This is a genomic window from Vibrio sp. 2017_1457_13, from assembly GCF_030851525.1.
In the GTDB taxonomy this organism is placed as follows: domain Bacteria; phylum Pseudomonadota; class Gammaproteobacteria; order Enterobacterales; family Vibrionaceae; genus Vibrio; species Vibrio metschnikovii.
Genome location: NZ_VHTA01000014.1, coordinates 1 through 21,868 on the forward strand (window position 1 = coordinate 1; position 21,868 = coordinate 21,868).

13 protein-coding genes and 5 tRNA genes are annotated in these 21,868 nt (G+C 44.8%); 13 read left to right on the forward strand and 5 right to left on the reverse strand.

Annotation, left to right across the window (positions count from 1 at the left end; translation table 11 throughout):
• Positions 1-380 precede the first annotated feature (380 nt).
• Positions 381-1,268: an HTH-type transcriptional activator IlvY gene (ilvY, locus tag FKN88_RS16200; protein WP_154169641.1), complete on the reverse strand. Its 888-nt coding sequence runs from the start codon at positions 1,266-1,268 to the stop codon at positions 381-383.
• A 136-nt stretch (positions 1,269-1,404) separates the two neighbouring features.
• On the opposite strand from ilvY, the gene ilvC reads away from it, so the two are divergent.
• Positions 1,405-2,889 (forward strand): ketol-acid reductoisomerase, encoded by a 1,485-nt coding sequence (gene ilvC / locus FKN88_RS16205; RefSeq protein ID WP_158144505.1) that lies wholly within the window; start codon positions 1,405-1,407, stop codon positions 2,887-2,889.
• A 122-nt stretch (positions 2,890-3,011) separates the two neighbouring features.
• Here the strand turns inward: ilvC and FKN88_RS16210 are convergent, their stop codons facing one another.
• The 3 genes from FKN88_RS16210 to FKN88_RS16220 all read right to left on the reverse strand — a co-directional run bounded on the left by FKN88_RS16210 (position 3,012) and on the right by FKN88_RS16220 (position 7,622).
• Positions 3,012-3,263 (reverse strand): accessory factor UbiK family protein, encoded by a 252-nt coding sequence (locus FKN88_RS16210; RefSeq protein WP_154169639.1) that lies wholly within the window; start codon positions 3,261-3,263, stop codon positions 3,012-3,014.
• A 115-nt stretch (positions 3,264-3,378) separates the two neighbouring features.
• On the reverse strand, positions 3,379-6,504 hold the full coding sequence (locus FKN88_RS16215) for a multidrug efflux RND transporter permease subunit (protein WP_154169637.1): 3,126 nt from the start codon (positions 6,502-6,504) through the stop codon (positions 3,379-3,381).
• Positions 6,505-6,515: 11 nt separating this feature from the next.
• A complete protein-coding gene (locus FKN88_RS16220; protein WP_040905713.1) occupies positions 6,516-7,622 on the reverse strand; it encodes an efflux RND transporter periplasmic adaptor subunit in 1,107 nt (368 codons plus the stop codon).
• A gap of 507 nt (positions 7,623-8,129) precedes the next feature.
• On the opposite strand from FKN88_RS16220, the gene rep reads away from it, so the two are divergent.
• From rep to FKN88_RS16275, 11 genes are all read left to right on the forward strand, one after another.
• On the forward strand, positions 8,130-10,148 hold the full coding sequence (gene rep, locus FKN88_RS16225) for a DNA helicase Rep (protein WP_154169635.1): 2,019 nt from the start codon (positions 8,130-8,132) through the stop codon (positions 10,146-10,148).
• 209 nt (positions 10,149-10,357) lie between these two features.
• Positions 10,358-10,434: transfer RNA gene (locus tag FKN88_RS16230), tRNA-Arg, on the forward strand.
• 40 nt (positions 10,435-10,474) lie between these two features.
• A tRNA-His gene (locus tag FKN88_RS16235) sits at positions 10,475-10,550 on the forward strand.
• A gap of 242 nt (positions 10,551-10,792) precedes the next feature.
• Positions 10,793-10,869, forward strand: a tRNA-Pro gene (locus FKN88_RS16240).
• A gap of 71 nt (positions 10,870-10,940) precedes the next feature.
• Positions 10,941-11,016 (forward strand) — tRNA-His (locus tag FKN88_RS16245).
• Positions 11,017-11,136: 120 nt separating this feature from the next.
• A tRNA-Pro gene (locus FKN88_RS16250) sits at positions 11,137-11,213 on the forward strand.
• Positions 11,214-11,746: 533 nt separating this feature from the next.
• Complete coding sequence (locus FKN88_RS16255; RefSeq protein WP_154169633.1) at positions 11,747-13,462, forward strand: ABC transporter ATP-binding protein; 1,716 nt, start codon at positions 11,747-11,749, stop codon at positions 13,460-13,462.
• Positions 13,463-13,562: 100 nt separating this feature from the next.
• On the forward strand, positions 13,563-15,119 hold the full coding sequence (locus FKN88_RS16260) for an ABC transporter substrate-binding protein (RefSeq protein ID WP_154169631.1): 1,557 nt from the start codon (positions 13,563-13,565) through the stop codon (positions 15,117-15,119).
• A gap of 149 nt (positions 15,120-15,268) precedes the next feature.
• Positions 15,269-16,246, forward strand: a complete 978-nt coding sequence (locus tag FKN88_RS16265) for an ABC transporter permease (RefSeq protein WP_154169629.1) — start codon at positions 15,269-15,271, stop codon at positions 16,244-16,246.
• A gap of 2 nt (positions 16,247-16,248) precedes the next feature.
• Positions 16,249-17,187: an ABC transporter permease gene (locus tag FKN88_RS16270; protein WP_154169627.1), complete on the forward strand. Its 939-nt coding sequence runs from the start codon at positions 16,249-16,251 to the stop codon at positions 17,185-17,187.
• A 173-nt stretch (positions 17,188-17,360) separates the two neighbouring features.
• Positions 17,361-18,266 (forward strand): SPOR domain-containing protein, encoded by a 906-nt coding sequence (locus tag FKN88_RS16275; RefSeq protein WP_154169625.1) that lies wholly within the window; start codon positions 17,361-17,363, stop codon positions 18,264-18,266.
• A gap of 44 nt (positions 18,267-18,310) precedes the next feature.
• Here the strand turns inward: FKN88_RS16275 and FKN88_RS16280 are convergent, their stop codons facing one another.
• A complete protein-coding gene (locus tag FKN88_RS16280; protein ID WP_306687683.1) occupies positions 18,311-20,644 on the reverse strand; it encodes an Ig domain-containing protein in 2,334 nt (777 codons plus the stop codon).
• Positions 20,645-20,993: 349 nt separating this feature from the next.
• Between FKN88_RS16280 and FKN88_RS16285 the strand changes: the two genes are divergently transcribed.
• Complete coding sequence (locus FKN88_RS16285; RefSeq protein WP_187985349.1) at positions 20,994-21,863, forward strand: hypothetical protein; 870 nt, start codon at positions 20,994-20,996, stop codon at positions 21,861-21,863.
• The last annotated feature ends 5 nt before the right edge of the window (positions 21,864-21,868 follow it).

Below are 21,868 nucleotides of genomic sequence, written 5' to 3' on the forward strand. Positions count from 1 at the left end.
TTTTTTATTGGTTGGTAATCAATAGCAGATAAAAGCAGACAGCGGATAAGTTTAATTGAATAGAATACCGGCCTGTCACGCCGGGGGGCGCGCTGGTTGTTCAACGGCAGGGAGTCCCGTCCGCTCCGCCACTGATAATAATCCCTAGCAGCAATGCTGGGGATTTTTTTGTTGTTCGTTATTAATACGAAAGAAAAGCAGACAGCGGATAAGTTTAATTAAATAGAATACCGGCCTGTCACGCCGGGGGTCGCGCTGGTTGTTCAACGGCAGGGAGTCCCGTCCGCTCCGCCACTGATAAGAGTCCCTAGCAGCAATGCTGGGGATTTTTTGCATGGGGCAAATAGGCAAACTACTAGGATTTGGACTTTCTTGACCCGTCAACCGCTTTGGAAGTCGCTGATCACTCGCCATAATGCCCTCACCAATGGATCATCGAGCTGAGAACGTTTGCAACAGACCCCTAATTTAAAGGGCTTAATCGGTAATACAGAGAGCTTTTGGACTTTATCTCTGAGCGGACTATTGTTGATCACGACATCCGGTGCCACGCCAACACCACAACCTAATGCCACTAAGCTCACGATAGCTTCATGTCCGGCGATTTGTGCATAGATATTGGGTTTAATCTTCATTTTCTTAAACCAACTGTTGGCTCTCTCTCGTGCTGTCCCTGCCTCGGGAACAATAAAGGGTATTTGGTTCCAATCGGGAAACTCTTTTTGCAGCTCTTCTAAAAAATGACTGATCCCTGTAGGGGCGATCACTGACAGCGGTATTTCACTGATCGTAGCGAATTCAAGCCTTGAAGGCACATTGTCAGGGATGGCTGCAATGGCAATATCCGCCTCATCTTCAAGAATAATTTCAATCGCTTGAGCTGGATCGCCGGTGAGTAATTTGAATTCAATATAAGGATGTTGGAGACGAAAAGCATTGAGTAAATCAGGTAAGTGGCTGTAACTGGCAGTGACCGAGCAAAATAAACGAATTTCACCTTTCAGTTCACTGTGCTGTTCATTGAGTTGTAATTGTAGTTGTCGCCAGTCATTAAGCATACGCTGGGCGACGGGTAAGAGTTTATAGCCAGATGGGGTGATCTCTACACTTCGATTATCGCGGACAAATAAACTATGACCTATTTCGTCCTCTAATTTTTGAATTTGTCGACTCAGTGCTGACGGACTGACATGCAGTGCTTTTGCTGTGCTGCTAAAATTTTTATACTCACAAAGGTGTACGAATAGCTGTAGGGTTTTTATGTTCATTAATCTTACCATTGTTGCATTTATTGCAATTACTACTTGTGAATATATCACTTTAAGCAATGATGTTCATGCACTACTATGAAAGCTATTCGGTGTATGACCACCGACCGTATGGATCATCATCAAGGAGCGCACAATGGCTAACTATTTCAACACATTAAATTTACGCGAACAGCTCGATCAGTTGGGTCGTTGCCGATTTATGGCCCGAGAAGAATTTGCGTCAGAAGCCGATTATCTGAAAGGTAAGAAAATAGTCATTGTAGGGTGTGGCGCTCAGGGCCTGAACCAAGGCCTAAATATGCGTGATTCTGGACTTGATATTGCTTATGCTTTGCGTCAAGTGGCGATTGATGAACAACGTCAATCTTATAAGAATGCACAGTCTAACGGCTTTCCAGTCGGTAGCTATGAAACACTGATTCCGCAGGCGGATCTAGTGATAAACCTAACCCCAGATAAGCAACACACTAATGTGGTAGAAAGTATTATGCCACTAATGAAACAAGGGGCAGCACTTGGTTATTCTCATGGTTTCAATATTGTCGAAGAAGGCATGCAGATCCGCAAAGATATTACGGTCGTGATGGTCGCCCCTAAGTGCCCTGGAACGGAAGTTCGTGAAGAGTATAAGCGTGGCTTTGGCGTTCCGACCTTAATTGCGGTCCATCCGGAAAATGATCCTCAAGGTGAAGGCTGGGAAATTGCTAAAGCGTGGGCGGCGGCAACGGGAGGGCATCGTGCTGGGTGCTTGGAGTCTTCGTTTATTGCAGAAGTAAAATCTGACTTAATGGGTGAACAAACCATTCTTTGTGGGATGTTACAAGCGGGCTCAATTGTCTGTTATGAAAAGATGGTTGCTGAAGGCGTTGACCCAAGTTATGCCGGAAAACTACTCCAATATGGTTGGGAAACCATCACAGAAGCACTCAAGTTTGGCGGTATCACTCATATGATGGATCGCCTATCAAATCCAGCTAAAGTAAAAGCTTTTGAGTTATCAGAGCAACTTAAAGATTTATTACGCCCACTGTATAACAAACACATGGATGACATTATTGCTGGTCACTTCTCTCGGACTATGATGGCTGACTGGGCGAATGATGATGCTGAGCTACTGGGGTGGCGCGCCGAAACGGCACAAACTGCGTTTGAAAATTATCCTGATTCGAACATCAAAATTGCTGAACAAGAGTATTTTGATAATGGCATTCTGATGATTGCGATGGTTCGTGCTGGGGTTGAGCTAGCCTTTGAGGCGATGACCGCATCAGGAATTATCGACGAATCGGCCTACTATGAATCACTACACGAGTTACCATTGATAGCCAATACTATTGCCCGTAAGCGTTTGTATGAAATGAACGTAGTGATTTCGGATACTGCTGAGTATGGTAATTACTTATTTGCCAACGTCGCCACACCATTGCTGCGTGAGCAATTTATGCCTTCAGTAAGTACCGATGTGATTGGCAAGGGACTTGGTGCGGTTTCCAATCAAGTCGATAACGCAACGTTAATTGAAGTTAATAGTGCGATTCGCAACCACCCAGTTGAATATATTGGTGAAGAACTTCGTGGCTATATGCAAGATATGAAGCGTATCGCGGTTGGTGATTAACCGCTAGTCACACTAAAGAGCAACACAGCAAACACAACAACATAAAAATATAATAAAGGGGCTGAGTGATACACGAAGCCCCACTTTTTTCCTTCCGGTTCACATTTCCCAGTTAACGCTACTTATTTTTCGTTAAGTTTCGCTTCCAGCTCGTTAAGTTTCTGCTCCATATCGCTGAGCTTTTGACGTGTACGTAGTAAGACTTGCGTTTGTACATCAAATTCTTCTCGGCTAACCACATCGAGTTTATTTAATTGTCCTTGGATAACTTGGCGCACTTTTTGTTCGACATCAGAGCCGAGGTCTTTGACGGGTTGAGGCATTGAGTCGTGGATTTGTTTAGCAATTTGTTCTAGTTTTTTGGGATCAAACATTGGGTGGTCTCTCCTTATTTATTGCCGCTATTCTATGCAATTCATGGTTAAAAGTCGTTACTTAGCCAATAAAAAAGGCCACGTTTGTGGCCTTTGCGATAACAGAGGAAGAAGCTTACGAGCGATTTTCGGCTAGTTGTCGTTGAGCGGCTTTCGCTTCATCAATCCGTGCGAGTTTCTCTAGATCTTTATCTTCAACGAAGATAGGAAGCGGTTTGTGTTTCTCCGCTAAATAGCTATAAATTACCGGAAGTACAAATAGCGTAAACAGAGTACCAATCGAGAGACCCGCGACAATCACGATGCCAATACTAAAGCGCTGTGCGGCTCCTGCACCCGTTGCGTACATCAGTGGTATCAAGCCTGCAATCATCGCCGCTGTAGTCATCAATATTGGACGTAGACGAACCTTGGCTGCTGCCATCACGGCATCAATACGGCTGAGCTTATTATGTAACTGCTCTTCTTTGGCCACCTCACAAATCAAAATCCCGTGTTTGGTAATCAAACCGACCAGAGTGATTAACCCGACTTGCGAGTAGATATTCATGGTTGATGCTCCCCACGCCAGGGCGATCAGCGCGCCGCAGATAGCTAAAGGTACAGATACCATGATCACTAATGGATCGCGAATCGATTCAAATTGAATCGCCAAAACTAGGAAGATAATCGCTAATGCTAAGCCAAAGGTCACGTAGAGTGCGCTTCCCTCTGTCACGTATTGTCTTGCTTCGCCCATATAATCATGGCTATAGCCTTTAGGCAGTTGAGTTTCAGCAATGTTTTCAAACCAAGCGATGGCATCACCCATGGCGGTACCTGGTGCAGGTACCGCACCAACCGTTGCTGAATTTAACTGATTAAAGTGAGGCAGTGAGCGCGGCTCGGCGACCACATCAATGGTGATCAAGCTGCCCAATGGGATCATGTTGCCATCGGAAGCCCGTACAAAGTAGTTTTTCATTGATTCAGGATTAAGGCGATATTTACGCTCGACCTGCGGAATGACCTCGTAAGATCGGCCATCTAAGTCAATACGGTTAACATAGCCATCGGCCATCATGGTCCCTAACGTCATACCAATATCCTGCATGGTCACACCGTAAGCGCCCGCCTTGTCCTTGTCGATGTTGATTTTCATCGTCGCGGAATCGTAGTTCAGATCCAAATCCGAATAGATAAAGAGTGGGCTAGCTTTGACTTGTGTTAATACATCACTGGCAATGGTGAATAAGCTCTCAAATGCGTTAGGTGTAGTGATGACAAACTGAATCGGTAACCCAGAACCTGCGCCGGGTAACTCAGGCATTTGGAAGGCTGTTACCGCCATGCCGGGAATATCTTGCACTAAGTGGCCAACACGTTTCGTCACCTCTGCTTGACTGGCTTGACGTTCGCTCCAAGGGAACATTGAAGCAATACCAAACGCTTGGTTAGAATTTGGAACCCCGGTAAACACTTGAGCAAATTGTACCTCTGGCTGATCAGAGAGAATTTTATTCACTTCATGCATCGTATTCGATAGGTAATCTAAGTTAGCGTTAGATTGTCCAGTACCGAGTAGCATGATTACCCCTTTATCTTCCGATGGGGCAAGTTCACTAGGAATGAATTTAAATAAAACGGGTAGACTCGCAAACACGATGATCGCAAAGGCAATCACGACTGGGCGATGCAACATCACTGCTTGCAACATGCGATCATAGCGCTGAGTTAACTTATCGAGTAGATGATGCACGGTTTGTTCAAATTTGCTCGGTATTTCATTGGCTTTGAGCATCTTCGAGCACATCATCGGTGATAAGGTTAAGGCGATAATACCAGAGACAAACACTGCGCCAGCTAAGGTTAGCGCAAACTCTTTAAACAATGCACCCGTGATCCCGCCCATTAAAGCGATCGGAGCATATACCGCACCTAGTGTTAAAGTCATCGAAATGACTGGAACCGCGATTTCCCGAGTACCGATAATTGCCGCTCGAAACGGTGACTCTCCTTCTTTAATATGCCGGTCAATGTTTTCTAGTACGACAATCGCATCATCAACCACCAGACCGATCGCCAACACCATCGCAAGTAGTGTCATCAGGTTCCATGAGAATCCCATCGCTTGCATCACCATAGCGACACCAATCAGTGATAGCGGAATGGTAATAATGGGAATAATCACCGCTCGCAGCGATCCTAAGAATAGCGTGATCACCACCAGTACAATTAACGCAGCTTCAATGATGGTTTTGATAACCTCATGAATGGATTCATTAATCGCAACGGTTGAGTCATACATGATATTCATTTTTATCGTGCTTGGCATATTGCGCTCAAGCTCAGGCAGGACATCAAGAACATCTTTGGCAATATTGATAGGGTTAGCGCTTGGGGCGGCGTTAATTGCTGCCACAACCGCTTCTTGCCCATTAGCACTCGCCCGGTAGCTGTCATGACTCTTCGCTAAACTGACTTTGGCAATGTCAGCCAGACGAATAATGTTGCTAGCATCGGTCCTTACGACAAGGTTTTTGAGCTCTTCAACACTAGAGACTTGAGTATCAGCGCTACCATTAAACAGCACAAACTCACCAGTGATTTGACCGGTCGCCGATTGATAGTTATTTGCACTCAATACGCCCATAACATCTTTCGCGGTTAGATTAAACGCCGCCATTTTTGCCGGATCTAACCACACACGTAGGGCATATTTCATACCACCGTACAGATCGATACTGGAAATACCATTAATTGCGTACAGTTGAGGGTTAATCACCCGTTGTAAATAATCGGTGATCTGACTGGAATCAAGTTCATTGCTAGTGAAACCCAGATACAACACGGCGGTTGTTGAACCTGTCGACATACTGACCGATGGATCTTCGGCCTCTTTTGGTAGCTGAGAGCGAACCGAGTTGGTTTTGGCTAAAATATCTGCCAATGCTGCGTTAGGGTCAGTATTGAGTTTCATGTAAACGGTGATTTTGGAGCTACCTAACACCGATTGAGACGTCATATAGTCAATATTATCGGCTTGAGCCACCGCTTGTTCTAATGGCTGAGTGATAAAGCCTTGAATCAAGTCGGCACTGGCACCGTAATAACTGGTAGAGACCGTAATCACCGTATTGGTCATTTCAGGGTATTCGCTCACTTGCATTTTGAACATCGCTTGCAAACCAAGCAATGCAATCAAAAAGCTGATCGATACCGCTAAAACTGGACGTTTAATAAAAACATCAGTAAAGCGCATAATTCCTCCGGTTACAGCATCGGTGTTTTGGCTGGTGGAGTCGTCGCATCGCTTTCTACGATACGTACTTTCACGCCATTGCTTAAACGAACTTGCCCTGTAGTGACGACGACATCCCCAGGATTTATGCCTTCGAGGATATGAGCAATGTCACGAGTACGTTCACCAACTTTGATGACTCTTTGTTCGACACGCTGTTCACCTTTATCTTTAGTCAACACAAATACACTATCGCCATAGAGTGTAAAGGTGATGGCGGTTTGAGGCAGAGTCACCTGATTCTCTAGTGTTGGTAATATGATGTGCGAGCGAGCAAACATACCACTGCGTAATTTACCATCGCTGTTAGGGATATCCGCTTGAACTTGAATCAAACCACTTTGCACGCTAACGGCAGGTTCAATCGCCGTGATCGAGCCTTTAAACGAATCGTCAGGATAAGCATCGACAAAAATATCAACATTTTGTCCGATGAAAATGCGGGAAATATCAGTTTGTGGCACGGTAAAACGTAGACGCATGACGGTGGTGTCTTCTAGGCGTACGATGTCAGTGCCGGGTTGTAAATATTGACCGAGATTGACATTACGAATACCCACTACGCCAGCAAAAGGTGCTTTAATTTCGCGGCGAGCGATAGCGGCTTTTAAGCTTTCGATATCGGCAGCGAGCGAGTAGTAACTGGCTTCTGCGTCATCAAGAGCTTCTTTAGAGATTGACCCTTTACTGAACAAACCTTTGTAGCGCTCGTATTTTGCTTTTGCAGCTGGGAGTCGAGCTTTTGAGCTCTTTAAATTGGCTTGTTCGACGGCAGAGTCAAGCATTACCAATGGTTGATCTTCTTCTACTTGAGCGCCTGATTCAAACAAGATGCGATCAATCACGCCACTGGTTTCTGTCGTTAGAGTGACGCCTTGATTCGGCTCAATAAAACCAATGGCTTCAATCACGGGTACCCAATCAACGGCATTGACCTCCGTGACCGTTACCGGAAATTCTGCTTCAGGTCGATTAGCCATAAATTCAGCGATTTTTTGCTGTTTAAACAGATTGAAACCTATCACGCTACCAAATAGCAGCACCACGATAAGTAACATAAATAATGTCCACTTTTTCATTCTGGTGAGAACTCCAAGTTAATGTTGAATGACGGTATCTCAATCGGCTCGATAACGACTTGAAATGTGCCACATGGTTGAAATGTTTCCCTATCACAATCGATGAGAGGGGTTAGGTTTTCTTGAGTTTGGGACCAAGTGCGCTGGATACACCTCATGCTCAATAGCTAAATAAACCGGTAGCAACGTTTATAAAACGTAGGTGGTTGTACCGATGATTACCAGTAAAGAGAGAGTCCAATAGCTATTTTTTGCTCAATTCATTTTATTTGCAATCAGTTGTTATGGTTTGGCATTCATATTTTTCTTCTGACTGAATAATAAGCTTGCCATCATATCTGATTAACTGAGGTCACATTATAGCCTACAACCCAACCATGTTTGCAATACAGTTGTGCAGTAAATGAGAAAAAATTTTACTTTGCGACTGTTTTTTGAGTTCAACATAGTATTGAGCCATCAGCGGCATTATGATTAGCGTCTTGAATAATCCACACAGAGAAGAAGATGAAGCTGAACTCACGACAAGATGAAGCGGTAAAGTATGTATCGGGTCCTTGTCTCGTCCTCGCGGGAGCTGGGTCGGGAAAAACCCGCGTGATTACCAATAAAATTGCCTATTTAGTTCAGCAGTGTGGATATAAGGCACGTAATATTGCAGCGGTGACCTTTACTAATAAAGCCGCTCGAGAAATGAAAGATCGCGTTGGTCAAACATTAGGTAAAGCGGAGTCGCGTGGTCTCATCGTATCAACGTTTCATACCCTTGGTTTAACTATTATTCGAAGAGAGTACAAAGCGTTAGGGTTAAAACCCGGTTTCTCATTATTCGACGATCAAGATCAATTAGCATTATTGAAAGAGCTCACGGAATCTCAGTTAGAGGGCGATAAAGATTTGTTGCGTCAGCTATTAAGTACCATTTCTAATTGGAAGAATGACATGGTATCGCCGCAACAAGCCAAAGCCATCGCAAAGGGTGAGCAGCAACAACTTTTTGCTTTTTGTTATGAGTGTTATCAGAAGCAGATGCAAGCGTATAACGCCTTAGACTTCGACGATTTGATCTCACTACCCGTTCGGCTCTTGCGTGATCATCAAGAGGTGAGAACGCGCTGGCAAAGTCGTATCCGATATTTACTCGTTGATGAATATCAAGACACCAACACCAGTCAGTATGAATTAGTTAAACTATTGGTCGGTGAGCGTGGGCGCTTAACTGTCGTGGGTGATGATGATCAATCGATCTACTCTTGGCGAGGCGCTCGACCACAAAATTTGGTCCAGCTAGGTCAAGATTTTAGTCATTTAAAATTGATTAAATTAGAGCAGAATTATCGTTCAACCAGTCGAATTTTACGTGCCGCGAACATTTTGATAGCTAACAATCCTCATGTGTATGAAAAAGTACTGTTTTCCGATATTCCTGATGGGGAAAAACTCAAAGTCATTATTGCTAATAATGAAGATCATGAAGCTGAGCGGGTCACTGCAGAGCTGATCGCCCATAAATTTCTTAATCGTACCGAATACCGTGATTACGCGATTTTATATCGGGGTAATCATCAGTCGCGTCTGATTGAAAAGTCACTGATGCAGAACCGAGTGCCTTATAAGTTATCTGGGGGAACGTCATTTTTTGCTCGGGCAGAAATTAAAGACATCATGGCTTATTTGCGAGTTTTGGTGAATCCGGATGACGATAATGCTTTTTTACGGATCGTGAATACTCCTAAGCGAGAAATAGGGCCTGCGACCTTAGAAAAACTAGGTAGTTACGCCAACATGCGAGGTAAAAGTCTGTTTGCGGCGAGTTTTGAACTGGGATTGGAACAACATTTAGCGGGGCGAGGCCTGGATAATGTACGACGTTTTACGCAGTGGTTAGTTGAAATCACCGATAATGCGGAACGTGGCAATACTGTCGAAGCCTTACGCTCGCTGGTGCGTGATATTCACTACGAAGATTGGTTGTATGAGACATCTTCAAGCGCGAAAGCGGCGGAAATGCGCATGAAAAACGTTTCTGAACTTTATACTTGGATTGTCGCCGATTTAGAAGGTGACAATTATGATCAAGAAGAGAAAACTCTAAGAGAAGTGGTTCAGCGCTTGACTCTACGCGACATGATGGAGCGTGGCGAGCAAGATGACGATAGTGATGCTGTTCAGCTAATGACATTGCATGCCTCGAAAGGATTGGAGTTTCCTTACGTTTATCTGATAGGCGCTGAAGAAGGCATTTTGCCTCATCAAACCAGTATTGATGAAGAGAATGTCGAAGAGGAGCGTCGTTTGATGTACGTTGGCATTACACGAGCGCAGCGAGAATTAACGTTTACCGTTTGTAAAGAACGCCGTCAGTTTGGTGAACTGATTAAACCGACCCAAAGTCGCTTTTTGGATGAATTACCTTACGACGATGTTGAATGGGAAACGAAGAAAAAAGTGCTTTCTCAAGAAGAGCGAATGAATAAAGGCCAAGCACATATCGCTAATTTAAAAGCCATGTTTACTAAAAAATAGCCAATATCGACTTTAGCCATTAACGGATTATTTTGGGTGATGGCGTATTGTCTATCACTGATAACGCGCTTTAGAGGCAAGAGTTAGCGGTAAAATTGGCTTTTATCGGCAAGGTTTGTTGAAAAAGACGCCAAACAAGAAAAAAAGTTGAAAAAGTACTAGACGCCCTCAGGGGATATCCGTATTATTCCACTCCGCCGATAGGGCATGCGCCCGTAGCTCAGCTGGATAGAGCGTTGGCCTCCGGAGCCAAAGGTCGAAGGTTCGAATCCTTTCGGGCGCGCCATCCGGTTGGTTGATTAGGGTGTGTATTGGCAACATCAGTGGTGGCTATAGCTCAGTTGGTAGAGCCCCGGATTGTGATTCCGGTTGTCGCGAGTTCGAGCCTCGTTAGTCACCCCATTATTTTGGTAGCAATAGCTTCCATTCTTGATTTTTCGAGATAAAAAATTATATCGGTGAGCAGCGCAGTTTGGTAGCGCATCCCGAGTTTGGGAATAGTGGACCAGAGGGCGACCCTCGGTAGTTGTTCTTAAAGTAAAAATTGTTTCGGTGAATAGCGCAGCTTGATAGCGCATCCCGAGTTTAGGAATAGCGGACCAGAGGGCGACCCTCGGTAGTTATTCTTAAAGTAAAAATTGTTTCGGTGAATAGCGCAGCTTGGTAGCGCATCTGGTTTGGGACCAGAGGGTCGGGGGTTCGAATCCCTCTTCACCGACCATTTTCAATAAGTTAAGCAATTAGCTTAACTGACAAATAGCTATAATTAATTAGCTATTACAAAGATTGATGGTGGCTATAGCTCAGTTGGTAGAGCCCCGGATTGTGATTCCGGTTGTCGCGAGTTCGAGCCTCGTTAGTCACCCCATTATTTAAGCAGTATAAAAAGATATCGGTGAATGGCGCAACTTGGTAGCGTATCCCGATTTTATGAGCAGCGGACTAAAGGGCGACCCTCGGTAGTTGTTCTTAAAGCAAAAAATTGTTTCGGTGAATAGCGCAGCTTGGTAGCGCATCTGGTTTGGGACCAGAGGGTCGGGGGTTCGAATCCCTCTTCACCGACCACCATAAGAAGCCCCAGTCGAAAGACTGGGGCTTTTTTCATGCGCTAAATTTAAAATGATATAGCGCTCTTGCTAGGGTCGGGGGTTCGCCTGATATTCAAGCTCAGCTCTTCACCGACCACTATAAGAAGCCCTAGTCGAAAGACTGGGGCTTTTTTCATGCGCTAAATTTAAAATGATATAGCGCTCTTGCTAGGGTCGGGGGTTCGCCTGATATTCAAGCCCAGCTCTTCACCGACCACTACAAGAAGCCCCAGTCGAAAGACTGGGGCTTTTTGTGATCATGGTAGAGATAAGTGGTGAGTCAGCGCTGAGTTGAGCTTTTCGATAACTCAGCGATAAATTTATCTTTTCGAGTTTGCTTGTTGCTTTTATGTGAAAATTTTGCCAAATTGTTCAACTTGTAAATAACCAGAACAATGGACTGGTCAAAAGGATTAATTGGTACTGACTGAATAATCAGCCATTTTATGGTCTGAATCAGTCAGTCTCAGACACGGATAATTACGCCATAGCGGTTGAGGTCTGGTTTGCATGTCACTTTTAGAAGTTAATAACTTACGCATAGAATATCCCTCACGTCATGGGGTTCATGTTGCGGTAAAATCACTCACACTGGATATTCAGCGCGGTGAAATTGTTGGTGTCGTCGGTGAATCGGGGGCTGGCAAATCGACCGTCGGTAATGCAATTATTGATCTATTGAGTCCTCCTGGCACCGTTGCTGGTGGTGAGGTGTTTTTAAATGGCGAGAAAATTTCTGGCCTATCAATAGAAAAAATGCGCCAAGTGCGTGGTTCAAAAATCGGCTTTATTTTTCAAGATCCGATGACGTCTTTAAATCCATTATTCACCGTTGAACAGCAGTTAACGGAAACCATTCATGCCAATATGAAGGTGAGTAATGAACAGGCTTACCAACGCGCATTAGCGTTGATGAATCAAGTAGGTATTCCGCAGCCTGAAAATCGTCTTAAGCAGTATCCTCATCAATTTTCAGGTGGTATGCGTCAAAGAGTGGTTATCGCTATCGCCTTGGCCGGAGAGCCGAACCTGATCATTGCCGATGAGCCAACCACTGCGCTAGACGTGTCTATTCAAGATCAGATCTTGAGTTTGATTCGTGATTTGTGTAAGAAAAATAATGTTGGCTGTATGCTGGTGACCCACGATATGGGCGTTGTTTCTAATGTTACCGACCGTGTTGCGGTTATGTATCGCGGTGATCTCGTCGAATTTGGACCGACGGCGAAAGTGCTTGGCGACCCTGATCATCCTTACACACGTAGTTTGATCTCTGCCGTCCCGCGCTCGGACATGAAATTAGACCGATTTCCGCTGGTTAGCTACATCGAGCAAGCCAGTGAACTGGCGCCACTGGATATCAAAACCCATTGGTTAGGACAAAGCCAAGATCAGCGTGCCTATACTGGCCCACTATTGAATGTTGAGCAGGTTAACTTGCGCTTTGTAACCAAAGACTCATTGTTTGCCAGTCGTCGTGAATATGTTCAAGCATCGAACAATGTCAGTTTCCAAGTCCATGAAGGGGAAACGTTTGGACTGGTCGGTGAGTCGGGATCGGGTAAATCAACCATCGCGCGAGTGATCGCGGGCTTATATCAACCTAATGAAGGTCGAGTGACGTTTGAGGGAATCGATCTTACCGCTCTCAAATCGGAAAAACAGCGTCGTCCTATCCGCCGTCAAATGCAAATGGTGTTTCAAAATCCGTATACGTCAATGAATCCTCGCATGAAGGTGATGGACATTATTGCTGAACCAATTCGCTTCCACCATTTGACCGACAATGAATCGCAAACGCGGCAAATCGTGCACGATCTTTTAGAGTATGTTGGCTTGGGCCGAATGGCTGGCGTTAAGTATCCTCATGAGTTTTCTGGTGGTCAGCGTCAACGTATTTCGATTGCTCGAGCTCTCGCGACTCGTCCTCGTCTATTGATTTGTGATGAACCGACTTCTGCCTTGGATGTTTCTGTGCAAGCACAAATCTTGAATTTATTAAAAGACTTACAGCAAGAGCTCAATTTAACCATGTTATTCATCAGTCATGATTTGCCGGTTATTCGCCAGATGTGTGACCGAGTCGGGGTGATGAAGATGGGGACCTTATTGGAAGTTGCCCCAACAGAGCAATTGTTTACCCATCCACAACATGAATACAGTCAACAATTGATCTCGTTAATGCCGGAATTCACAGGCTTAAGAGAACAACGAGTCTCGGCTTAATGCGCGATGAGCGTTAAAGGTTGACGATAGGTCATCGACGTTGTACCCAATAACCAAAACAACCCATAGGGATATCGATTCCCGCATAAGGAGTTATGCAATGAAAATCATTAAAAGCAAGCTAGCCCTAGCCTTAATTGCTGCTGGACTGAGTTTTTCGCTCAACGCTGCACAAATCAAAATCGCTTACGATTCAGACCCCGTGTCGATGGATCCTCATGAGCAGCTCTCTGGCGGTACACTTCAGTTATCGCACATGGTGTTTGATCCGCTGATTCGTTTTACTCAAGACATGCAATTTGAAGCCCGTTTAGCGAAATCTTGGCAGCGTTTGGATGATGAAACCATGCGCTTTCATTTGCGCGAAGGCGTCAAGTTTCACTCTGGTAATCCTTTCACCGCCGATGATGTGATATGGACGTTCAATCGCTTGAAAGAGTCCGCCGATTTTAAAGGTATTTTTGAGCCGCTAGCTTCGATCAGTAAAGTGGATGATTACACGGTGGATATTAAAACCCATGGTGTTTATCCCCTGATCGAAAACGTTGCGACCTATATTTTCCCGATGGACAGCCAGTTCTACTCTGGTAAGACCGCTGATGGCAAAGATAAAGCGGAAATTGTCAAACACGGATCTTCCTTTGCTTCTTTAAATGCTTCGGGCACCGGCCCTTTCATTATTACTCACCGTGAGCAGGGTATTCGTATGGAGTTTGCTCGCTTTGCGGATTACTGGGATACAGCCAGCAAAGGTAACGTTGAGAAACTGACTCTCGTGCCAATCAAAGAAGATGCAACCCGTGTGGCGGCATTATTATCTGGTGGTGTTGATATGATTGCACCTGTCTCGCCTAATGATTACCAGCGCATTCGTAATGCGCGTGATGTTGAGCTGTACACCATGCCGGGTACACGCGTGATCACCTTTCAATTAAACCAAAATAGTCATGAAGCCCTACGTGATGTACGTGTTCGTCAAGCGATTGTCTATGCGATTAATAATCAAGGGATTGTCGATCGTGTTATGCGTGGCGCAGCAACGGCCGCGGGTCAGCAGAGTCCAGTCGGTTATGCCGGTTATAACGAGAATCTCAAACCGCGTTTTGATCTTGAAAAAGCCAAACAACTGATGAAAGACGCAGGTTATGAACAAGGCTTTAATTTGTCGATGATTTCGCCGAATAACCGCTATGTTAATGACGATAAAATTGCTCAAGCCGCTTCTGCAATGCTTGCTCGTATCAATATTAAAGTTGATTTGAAAACCATGCCTAAAGCGCAATATTGGCCAGAATTTGATAAATGTGCGGCGGATATGTTGCTGATTGGTTGGCACCCAGATACAGAAGATTCCGCTAACTTTACCGAGTTTTTGACCATGACGCGTAATGAACAGACTGGTAAAGGGCAGTACAACTGTGGTCACTACTCTAATCCAGAAGTGGATGCCTTAGTTAATGCGTCTAACGTCGAGACCGATTTAGCCAAACGCAGTGAGATGCTGAAAAAGGTAGAAGAGATCCTATACAACGAAGCGGCCTTTGTACCATTGCATTGGCAAGACCCCTCTTGGGCTGCGAAGAAAAACCTTGAGTTAGCGCCGATCATCAATGGTATGGACTTCCCTTACTTTGGTGATCTGGTTGTCAACAAGTAGCGTTTAGATAACCTTTCTGAAATGTTTGAGGTTGAGGAAAGGTTGCCCTCTTAGATGGCAACCTTTTTCTTCTTTAAAGCCGTTGTTTATTGTGGTCAATATTGTCATCACCCCAGCAGGGTGATGGATAGTGTTGTAAGGGGCAGGGAATGTTTTCTTTTTTGATCAAACGCCTATATCAGGCACTGATCGTTATGTTTGTGATTAGCTTGGTGGCGTTTGCCATCCAAGATAACTTAGGCGATCCGTTGCGTGAACTGGTTGGGCAATCGGTGTCGGAAGCACAGCGCCAAGCGATGCGTGATGAGTTGGGGCTTAATGACCCATTTTTGGTCAAATATAGTCGTTTCTTAGGCGCGGCGATCAAAGGTGATTTAGGGACTTCCTACTTTTTCAAACGCCCAGCGGCTGAGGTGATTTTGGATAAACTGGTTGCGACTCTTGAGCTGGTTTTTGCCGCGACCGTGATCATCATTACCTTATCGATTCCATTAGGCGTCTATTCGGCTATCCACCCTAAACGGCTGTTTTCGAAACTTATTATGGCAGGCAGCAGCATTGGTATTTCGATCCCAGTCTTTTTGACCGCCATTATGTTGATGTATGTGTTTTCGATTGAACTGGGTTGGCTGCCTTCTTATGGCCGCGGTCAAACCACCAACGTTTTCGGCTGGCAGTCGGGGTTATTTAACCTCAATGGGTTAAGTCATTTAGTGTTACCAAGTGTCGCTTTGTCTTCGATTATGCTGCCTCTGTTTATTCGTTTAGTCCGAGCAGAGATGTTAGAAGTTTTAAACTCTGAATACATTAAGTTCGCTAAAGCCAAAGGCTTAGCGATGAATAAAATCTATTTTCAACATGCTTTAAAAAATACCCTATTACCGGTGTTGACGGTAGGCGGTGTACAAATTGGTACCATGGTGGCGTATACCATTTTGACCGAAACGGTCTTTCAGTGGCCGGGGACTGGATTACTCTTTTTGGAAGCGATTAATCGTGTCGATACACCGCTGATCACGGCCTACGTAATTTTTGTTGGGTTAATTTTTGTCGTCACCAATACGATCGTTGACTTACTGTATGGATTAATTAATCCGACGGTGAATCTCACCGGAAAAGGAGCCTAATCATGACGGCAATAACAACCATGCCCTCCGCTTGGCAGCGTTTTAAACAATCGGATTTTTTGTATTATTTTTTACGCGATAAAGTGGCGATGGTCAGCTTTGCGCTATTTAGTGTTTTTTTACTGTTAGCCTTGTTAGCGCCTGTGATTGCGCCGAGTAATCCTTACGATCTCGCCAGTATCGACATCATGGATTCTGAGCTGCCTCCTATGTGGATAGACGGCGGTGATGGGCAATTTGTATTGGGTACTGATGGGCAAGGCCGAGATATTCTCTCAACCATTTTGTATGGCTCGCGCTTATCACTGACGATAGGCTTTCTCGCCGTTGGGTTGCAGCTTATCTTAGGGATCATTATTGGTCTTTCTGCGGGCTATTTTGGTGGGCGTATCGACAGTTTTTTAATGCGTTTTGCCGACATTCAACTCTCTTTTTCGACCATGATGGTAGCCATCATTGTTTCGGCGATTTTTAAAGCCAGTTTTGGCGGCGAGTTTTATAGCCAATATGCGGTGATCATGCTGGTGGTGATCATCGGTATTGCGGAATGGCCTCAGTATGCTCGAACCATTCGCGCATCCGTGTTAGCTGAAAAGCAAAAAGAGTACGTTGAAGCGGCGCGTGTGATGGGTTTTAAGTCGTTACGGATTATGTTTCGCCATATTTTGCCCAACTGTTTATCACCAATCTTAGTCATTTCGACAGTACAAATCGCCAATGCGATCATGTCTGAAGCGGCGTTGTCGTTTCTTGGTTTAGGACTGCCTGTCGATCAACCTTCTTTAGGAGCATTAATCAGCACCGGATTTAAGTATATTTTCTCTGGAGCATGGTGGATAACCGTATTCCCCGGCATCATCTTGATCAGCTTAGTTTTGGTGATTAACTTACTAGGAGATTGGCTGCGTGATGTCTTTAATCCTAAAATTTATAAAGGTTAAGGTCTAGCTGATTGATTTTATATCGATATGCCACTTACACTGAGAGTCGTCATTGAAGACGACTCTCTTTTTCTAGACATAGAGGTTGGCGTGATTTTCGCAGTGGTTTTTAGGTCATTGAGTTAGTAGCGAATCAAATCACGGTTGTCACTAAAGTTGGGATAACGATAGATATGAGAATCAGCACAATCAACACTGCACCACGAGGGCTCGTTTACCTACTATTGGGCGGAGCTTTATTCTTCAACGGCCCATTATTTGCGCAAGAGGTACTTTGCGAAGCGACGCAAGCCTCTAGCGAACAGTTACCGGTTCTGGCCAGTCATTGCCCGATCGGTGATGGGTTATGGGGCAATAGTCAGCCACGTTCAAGTCAATCTCAGTTCTGGATTCAATGTGGTCTACTTGATAAACCCTTATCGCTTGAACAAGCGAAGCTTATCTATCAACAGATTTCAACCCATGTATGGATGAAGCCAGAAGGGCGAGCCACACGCTGTTTGATCGGCCCCTACGATAGTTTTACCCAAGCACGCAGTGAGTTGATGCTGGTTAATAACCTTGCCGCTTATCGTGATGCGTTTATTCGAGAAATTCGCCCATCAGCACCGCATTCCTCAACGGTAACTACTCCAACCACGGACAGTCCGGCAAAACAGGCGGAACGAAAAGTGGCAGAAAGTGGTGTAGCGGCAATTCAACCGCTACGCTCTGCTCGGCCTGTAAGTGTTTCTGAAGATGTTGAGATCCGTCATCAAGCGACGATTAATGGCACGACTTATGTCGTTCCTTATAGCTTTGCGAAAAATAAGTCGTTTTATATGGAGCACAACCAGCCATGGAATCGACTCAGTTATGACGAAGCAAGAACGCTTTGTCAGCAACAAACGATGCGTTTAGTAAATCAGCAAGAGTGGCAGCAGCTATTAGCCAGTCAAATTGCCGAGCGAGATCAGTGGCCATTATACATTCCCTATTGGGGAGAAGGTCGTAAAGGGTTATTTGCCAGCGGTAAAGTGACTCAACTACAAGGTAATTCGAAGCTGAATGTATTGTGTGTAAAGTCGGTGAGTCAGTGAAAAAGCCCCGCATAGCGGGGCTTGATATTTTTCGAGGCTAATAATTACTCGTTATCGCCTGTCCCTGTCCAGGTGACATTGAACTTAATGGCTTCAATATATTGCCCTTGATGGTTCTTTACTCTGCCGATAAAGCTATACACACTACCAATGGTTAGTTCCGGTAGGTCGAAATCAATCGATGCGTGCTCAATGTGATTTGCTGTTTTTTCATGGCACTCAAGTGAGGTACCCCATTCGTTACCCGAATAAACACCGTAAGATTTGTAAACTTTACCCGTATTGTAATCGGTCGTTTCAGTGACTAGCTGTGGTCCGTGAATGATAAAGTACTTATAAAACTCTTCTGCATTCTGGCAAGTGAAATTTTGGTCTGGGAACTCCAACGTTAAGTTTGCATCCATTGCCCCGATATCATCTGGATTGTTGTTTCTCAATAGCGATAATGAGACCATGCCTAATGCTTCAACGCCCTCTTGCTGTGTCGGTAACATCATAGGGAAAAAGCGCTTTTCTGGGCCGTCATTCGATTTTATTTGAATTCGCGCTTCAGCGTCTGACTTACGATGAAACAATGTGTAACGCTCGGTTCCTTCGTCAGATGACCAAGTTAAAGTTTTTGCGCCTGGGGCGATATCATCAGCGTCTGTAATCGTTAGTGTGGCTTTTTCTTGACCGAAAGAGGCTATCAATTTCTCGCCTTGAACTTGATAGGTGCCGTTATACCAAGAACGATTGTCGAGATTGCCACACTGGGTTAAGTTGTCCATAGTGCGGTAGTTACCCGATATTTTGCCGTTTTCAAAATGCAGCGTATCGCACCAAATCCTATCATACGGTAGTTTAGTTGTTGCCGTACCACCTCCGTGTTCAAGACGATACCAAGTGGTGGCTTCTAAAGGATGCTTGAGTGATGGCGGGGCAATCCCTTCTTTTACCTCTGGTAGAATAAAGGTTGTCGAGCTTTCTGCCCCTTGGTCATCTTTGACCTTAACGGTAAAGGTTTTTCCAGCTGGAGAAGCTTGGCTTGGAGTGCCACTAAGGGTGATCATTGGGCTATCAACATCAGCGATGGTTAATCCTGCAACTTGTACCTCACCGCCCCAATAGCTAACGACTTGGCCATCGGTATCGTTAAATAGCGCGCTGATATTAATCGATTGATCAAACGCTTCCCCTTGTTGGAGATACCAAGCATCGATCTGTTGCTGTAATGTCTCTTTTTCAGCTAGATTGATGACGGGGGCTTGATTTAGCGCGGTCACTTTTAAGTTTAGTTGTACGCGCACTTTACCTAGCTTTGCCTCTTGGTTGTCTTTATCGGTGGCGACTAAGATCAAGTAAAGATTATCTTGTGCCTTGAGCTCAGAGCCGTTTGAGCTGAGAACCAATTGCTGATTGTCAATCTTCGCGCTCAGTCCTGAAGCCTTTAAATCCTGCTCTAATTCAACCTTAACAGTCGTTTGGTCTTTATCGCTAAATAAGTCCGCGATAGAAAACGCTTGGTCAGCAAAGGTGTCGCCTTCTTTGAGATTTAGATTGGCAAAATCGTCCTCAAGTTTACCCTTAACCTCTTTGCTCACCTGCAGCTTATGGTTGGTGACTACATTAGGGGCGAAATCACTCTCGGCATTCTCATTCTCATTATCATTGATAATCACTGGACGTTGATTGACATCCTTGATCTCTGTGTCGTCCATTTTATCGACGAGTTTTGCTGCTTGTTCGGCAAATTGCGCCGCGTTTTGGTCATAACTTGCTGGGTTAGCGGCTTTCGAGTCGGTGAGGATCTGGGCTTTTTTATGCAGCTTAGGATTGGTGTTGGTAAAATCGCTTAATAGTTCCGCCTGGTTATCCAGCCCTAAAGTGTTAGCAACGGTTTGTTTCGCTTGAGTGAGGTCGCTGGTCGGATCGTTTTTCATTGCTAGCACAATCAAATCGGTGATTGGCGAAATCACCTGCTGCTGTGCCTCAAGGGTAGGAGCGCGAAATACCACTTCATGGGCCATGGCTTGAGCCGGATGGTCCATATCAATGGTGTATTTACCGGCATAAGCCGCATTTTGGCTCGCCAAGCTGCTCTGCACCGCTCCACCTGGGGTCAAGGTCTGTACCGCTAAGTGACCTTTGAGTTGATAGTCAGCCGGTAATTCCAATTGACCACTTTGGTCGGTTAAGCCAAATACATGCTCATTATGATCGAATTTGCCGTTTTTATTCGCATCGTCAAAGATCACCGCTTGATAAAAGTGACCATCAAGGGCGGTGATTAACACTCCCGCTGTAATGGGTGGCTGCTCGCTATTATCCGCGCTATCGGAACCACAGCCGCTCAATGCGATTGCTACTGACAGAGTTAGTAAACTAATTTTGTTCATTATGTTGAATTTCCTTGCAAACTTATTTAGTGCACAGTTAAACCTTAGCTATTAAGCCGATAGTTAAGGTATATCCCCTTCCTACTTGAAGCTTTAGTGGTATTGGCTATGTTCGTTTACCCCAATCAGATAGTTTGTCTACGCTGATCGGGAGTAACTATTCATAACTTCAAGTCGTTTCGGTGTATGAATATCAATGAGCGTGGTTGTACTGGCTTTTGATATCAATATCAAGGAACGGAAATCAGAGAAAAATCCGTAAAATTTATTTTATTTTTTTTGTTTATCGAGCGTTGGCATTTAGCGCCAAATGGGTAGTATCTGCGCCTCTCATCATAAGGAGTGGAACATGAGACAACCCCTTACTATCGCTAGCTGTTTATTTTGCTCATTTTCTTGTTTGGCCGCTAATACAGCAGAATATGGTTATTCATATTTCACATTGGGGGTTGAGAATGTTCATTACCAAGAGCAACATGGCGCGACTCAATCTTCAGTCACTATGCTTAATCCGGTGCTCAATAGCGGTGGTTTATATCGCATCAATACGAATTGGGATTTTTCAATTGATGCTTTGGGTACATTTTCTCCTCGCAATGCACAAGAGCAGTGGCAGTGGCAAGGCCAGCGCTTGCAAGATAATCAGACCGAATATTTAAAAACCGCAACTCATGTACAACTGCACTATAAATGGCAAGATCATTGGCGGATAGTGGCTGGACCTTCATTTACTTATCAGACTTACACCCGTTATGCCGCCAACACTTATTTAGGACAAGGCCATTTACAAAATGTGGGTACTTGGAAGGAAACCATGACCCAAGTTTATCTTGATGCTGGGCTTGGCTATGACTCTGGTTATCTCAGTGGTGCTGACGGGTGGCAGTTGAAAGGTAAGCTAATGTTCGGCCTACCGCTATGGAATCGAATCACCAATTCACAGTTTGCCGATATGAGTTTTGATAGCTTTGGTTTTCGCACTGGGCTTGAGGGCTCACTGAGTTATCAAATTATGCCGGGACTGAATGTGGGTGGCTTTATGCAGTTTAGCTATGAAAAGCGCTTTGCTTCCCAAAATAAGCGAGTTGAGTTGAATCATTGCCTGACCATGGAACAAGGCCGTTGCAGTGAATATCAACCACGATCCGCCAATGCTTTAGTTCCTGAGGCGGATACCGTGACATTTAGCCTTGGTCTACAGGCATTATGGCGATTTTAGGTGAC

What these genes read in the sequence shown, in the direction of transcription:
- ilvY (WP_154169641.1), bottom strand. Translation starts at nt 1,268, where the DNA reads ATGAACATAAAAACCCTACAGCTATTCGTACACCTTTGTGAGTATAAA.
- ilvC (WP_158144505.1), top strand. Translation starts at nt 1,405, where the DNA reads ATGGCTAACTATTTCAACACATTAAATTTACGCGAACAGCTCGATCAG.
- FKN88_RS16210 (WP_154169639.1), bottom strand. Translation starts at nt 3,263, where the DNA reads ATGTTTGATCCCAAAAAACTAGAACAAATTGCTAAACAAATCCACGAC.
- FKN88_RS16215 (WP_154169637.1), bottom strand. Translation starts at nt 6,504, where the DNA reads ATGCGCTTTACTGATGTTTTTATTAAACGTCCAGTTTTAGCGGTATCG.
- FKN88_RS16220 (WP_040905713.1), bottom strand. Translation starts at nt 7,622, where the DNA reads ATGAAAAAGTGGACATTATTTATGTTACTTATCGTGGTGCTGCTATTT.
- rep (WP_154169635.1), top strand. Translation starts at nt 8,130, where the DNA reads ATGAAGCTGAACTCACGACAAGATGAAGCGGTAAAGTATGTATCGGGT.
- FKN88_RS16255 (WP_154169633.1), top strand. Translation starts at nt 11,747, where the DNA reads ATGTCACTTTTAGAAGTTAATAACTTACGCATAGAATATCCCTCACGT.
- FKN88_RS16260 (WP_154169631.1), top strand. Translation starts at nt 13,563, where the DNA reads ATGAAAATCATTAAAAGCAAGCTAGCCCTAGCCTTAATTGCTGCTGGA.
- FKN88_RS16265 (WP_154169629.1), top strand. Translation starts at nt 15,269, where the DNA reads ATGTTTTCTTTTTTGATCAAACGCCTATATCAGGCACTGATCGTTATG.
- FKN88_RS16270 (WP_154169627.1), top strand. Translation starts at nt 16,249, where the DNA reads ATGACGGCAATAACAACCATGCCCTCCGCTTGGCAGCGTTTTAAACAA.
- FKN88_RS16275 (WP_154169625.1), top strand. Translation starts at nt 17,361, where the DNA reads ATGAGAATCAGCACAATCAACACTGCACCACGAGGGCTCGTTTACCTA.
- FKN88_RS16280 (WP_306687683.1), bottom strand. Translation starts at nt 20,644, where the DNA reads ATGAACAAAATTAGTTTACTAACTCTGTCAGTAGCAATCGCATTGAGC.
- FKN88_RS16285 (WP_187985349.1), top strand. Translation starts at nt 20,994, where the DNA reads ATGAGACAACCCCTTACTATCGCTAGCTGTTTATTTTGCTCATTTTCT.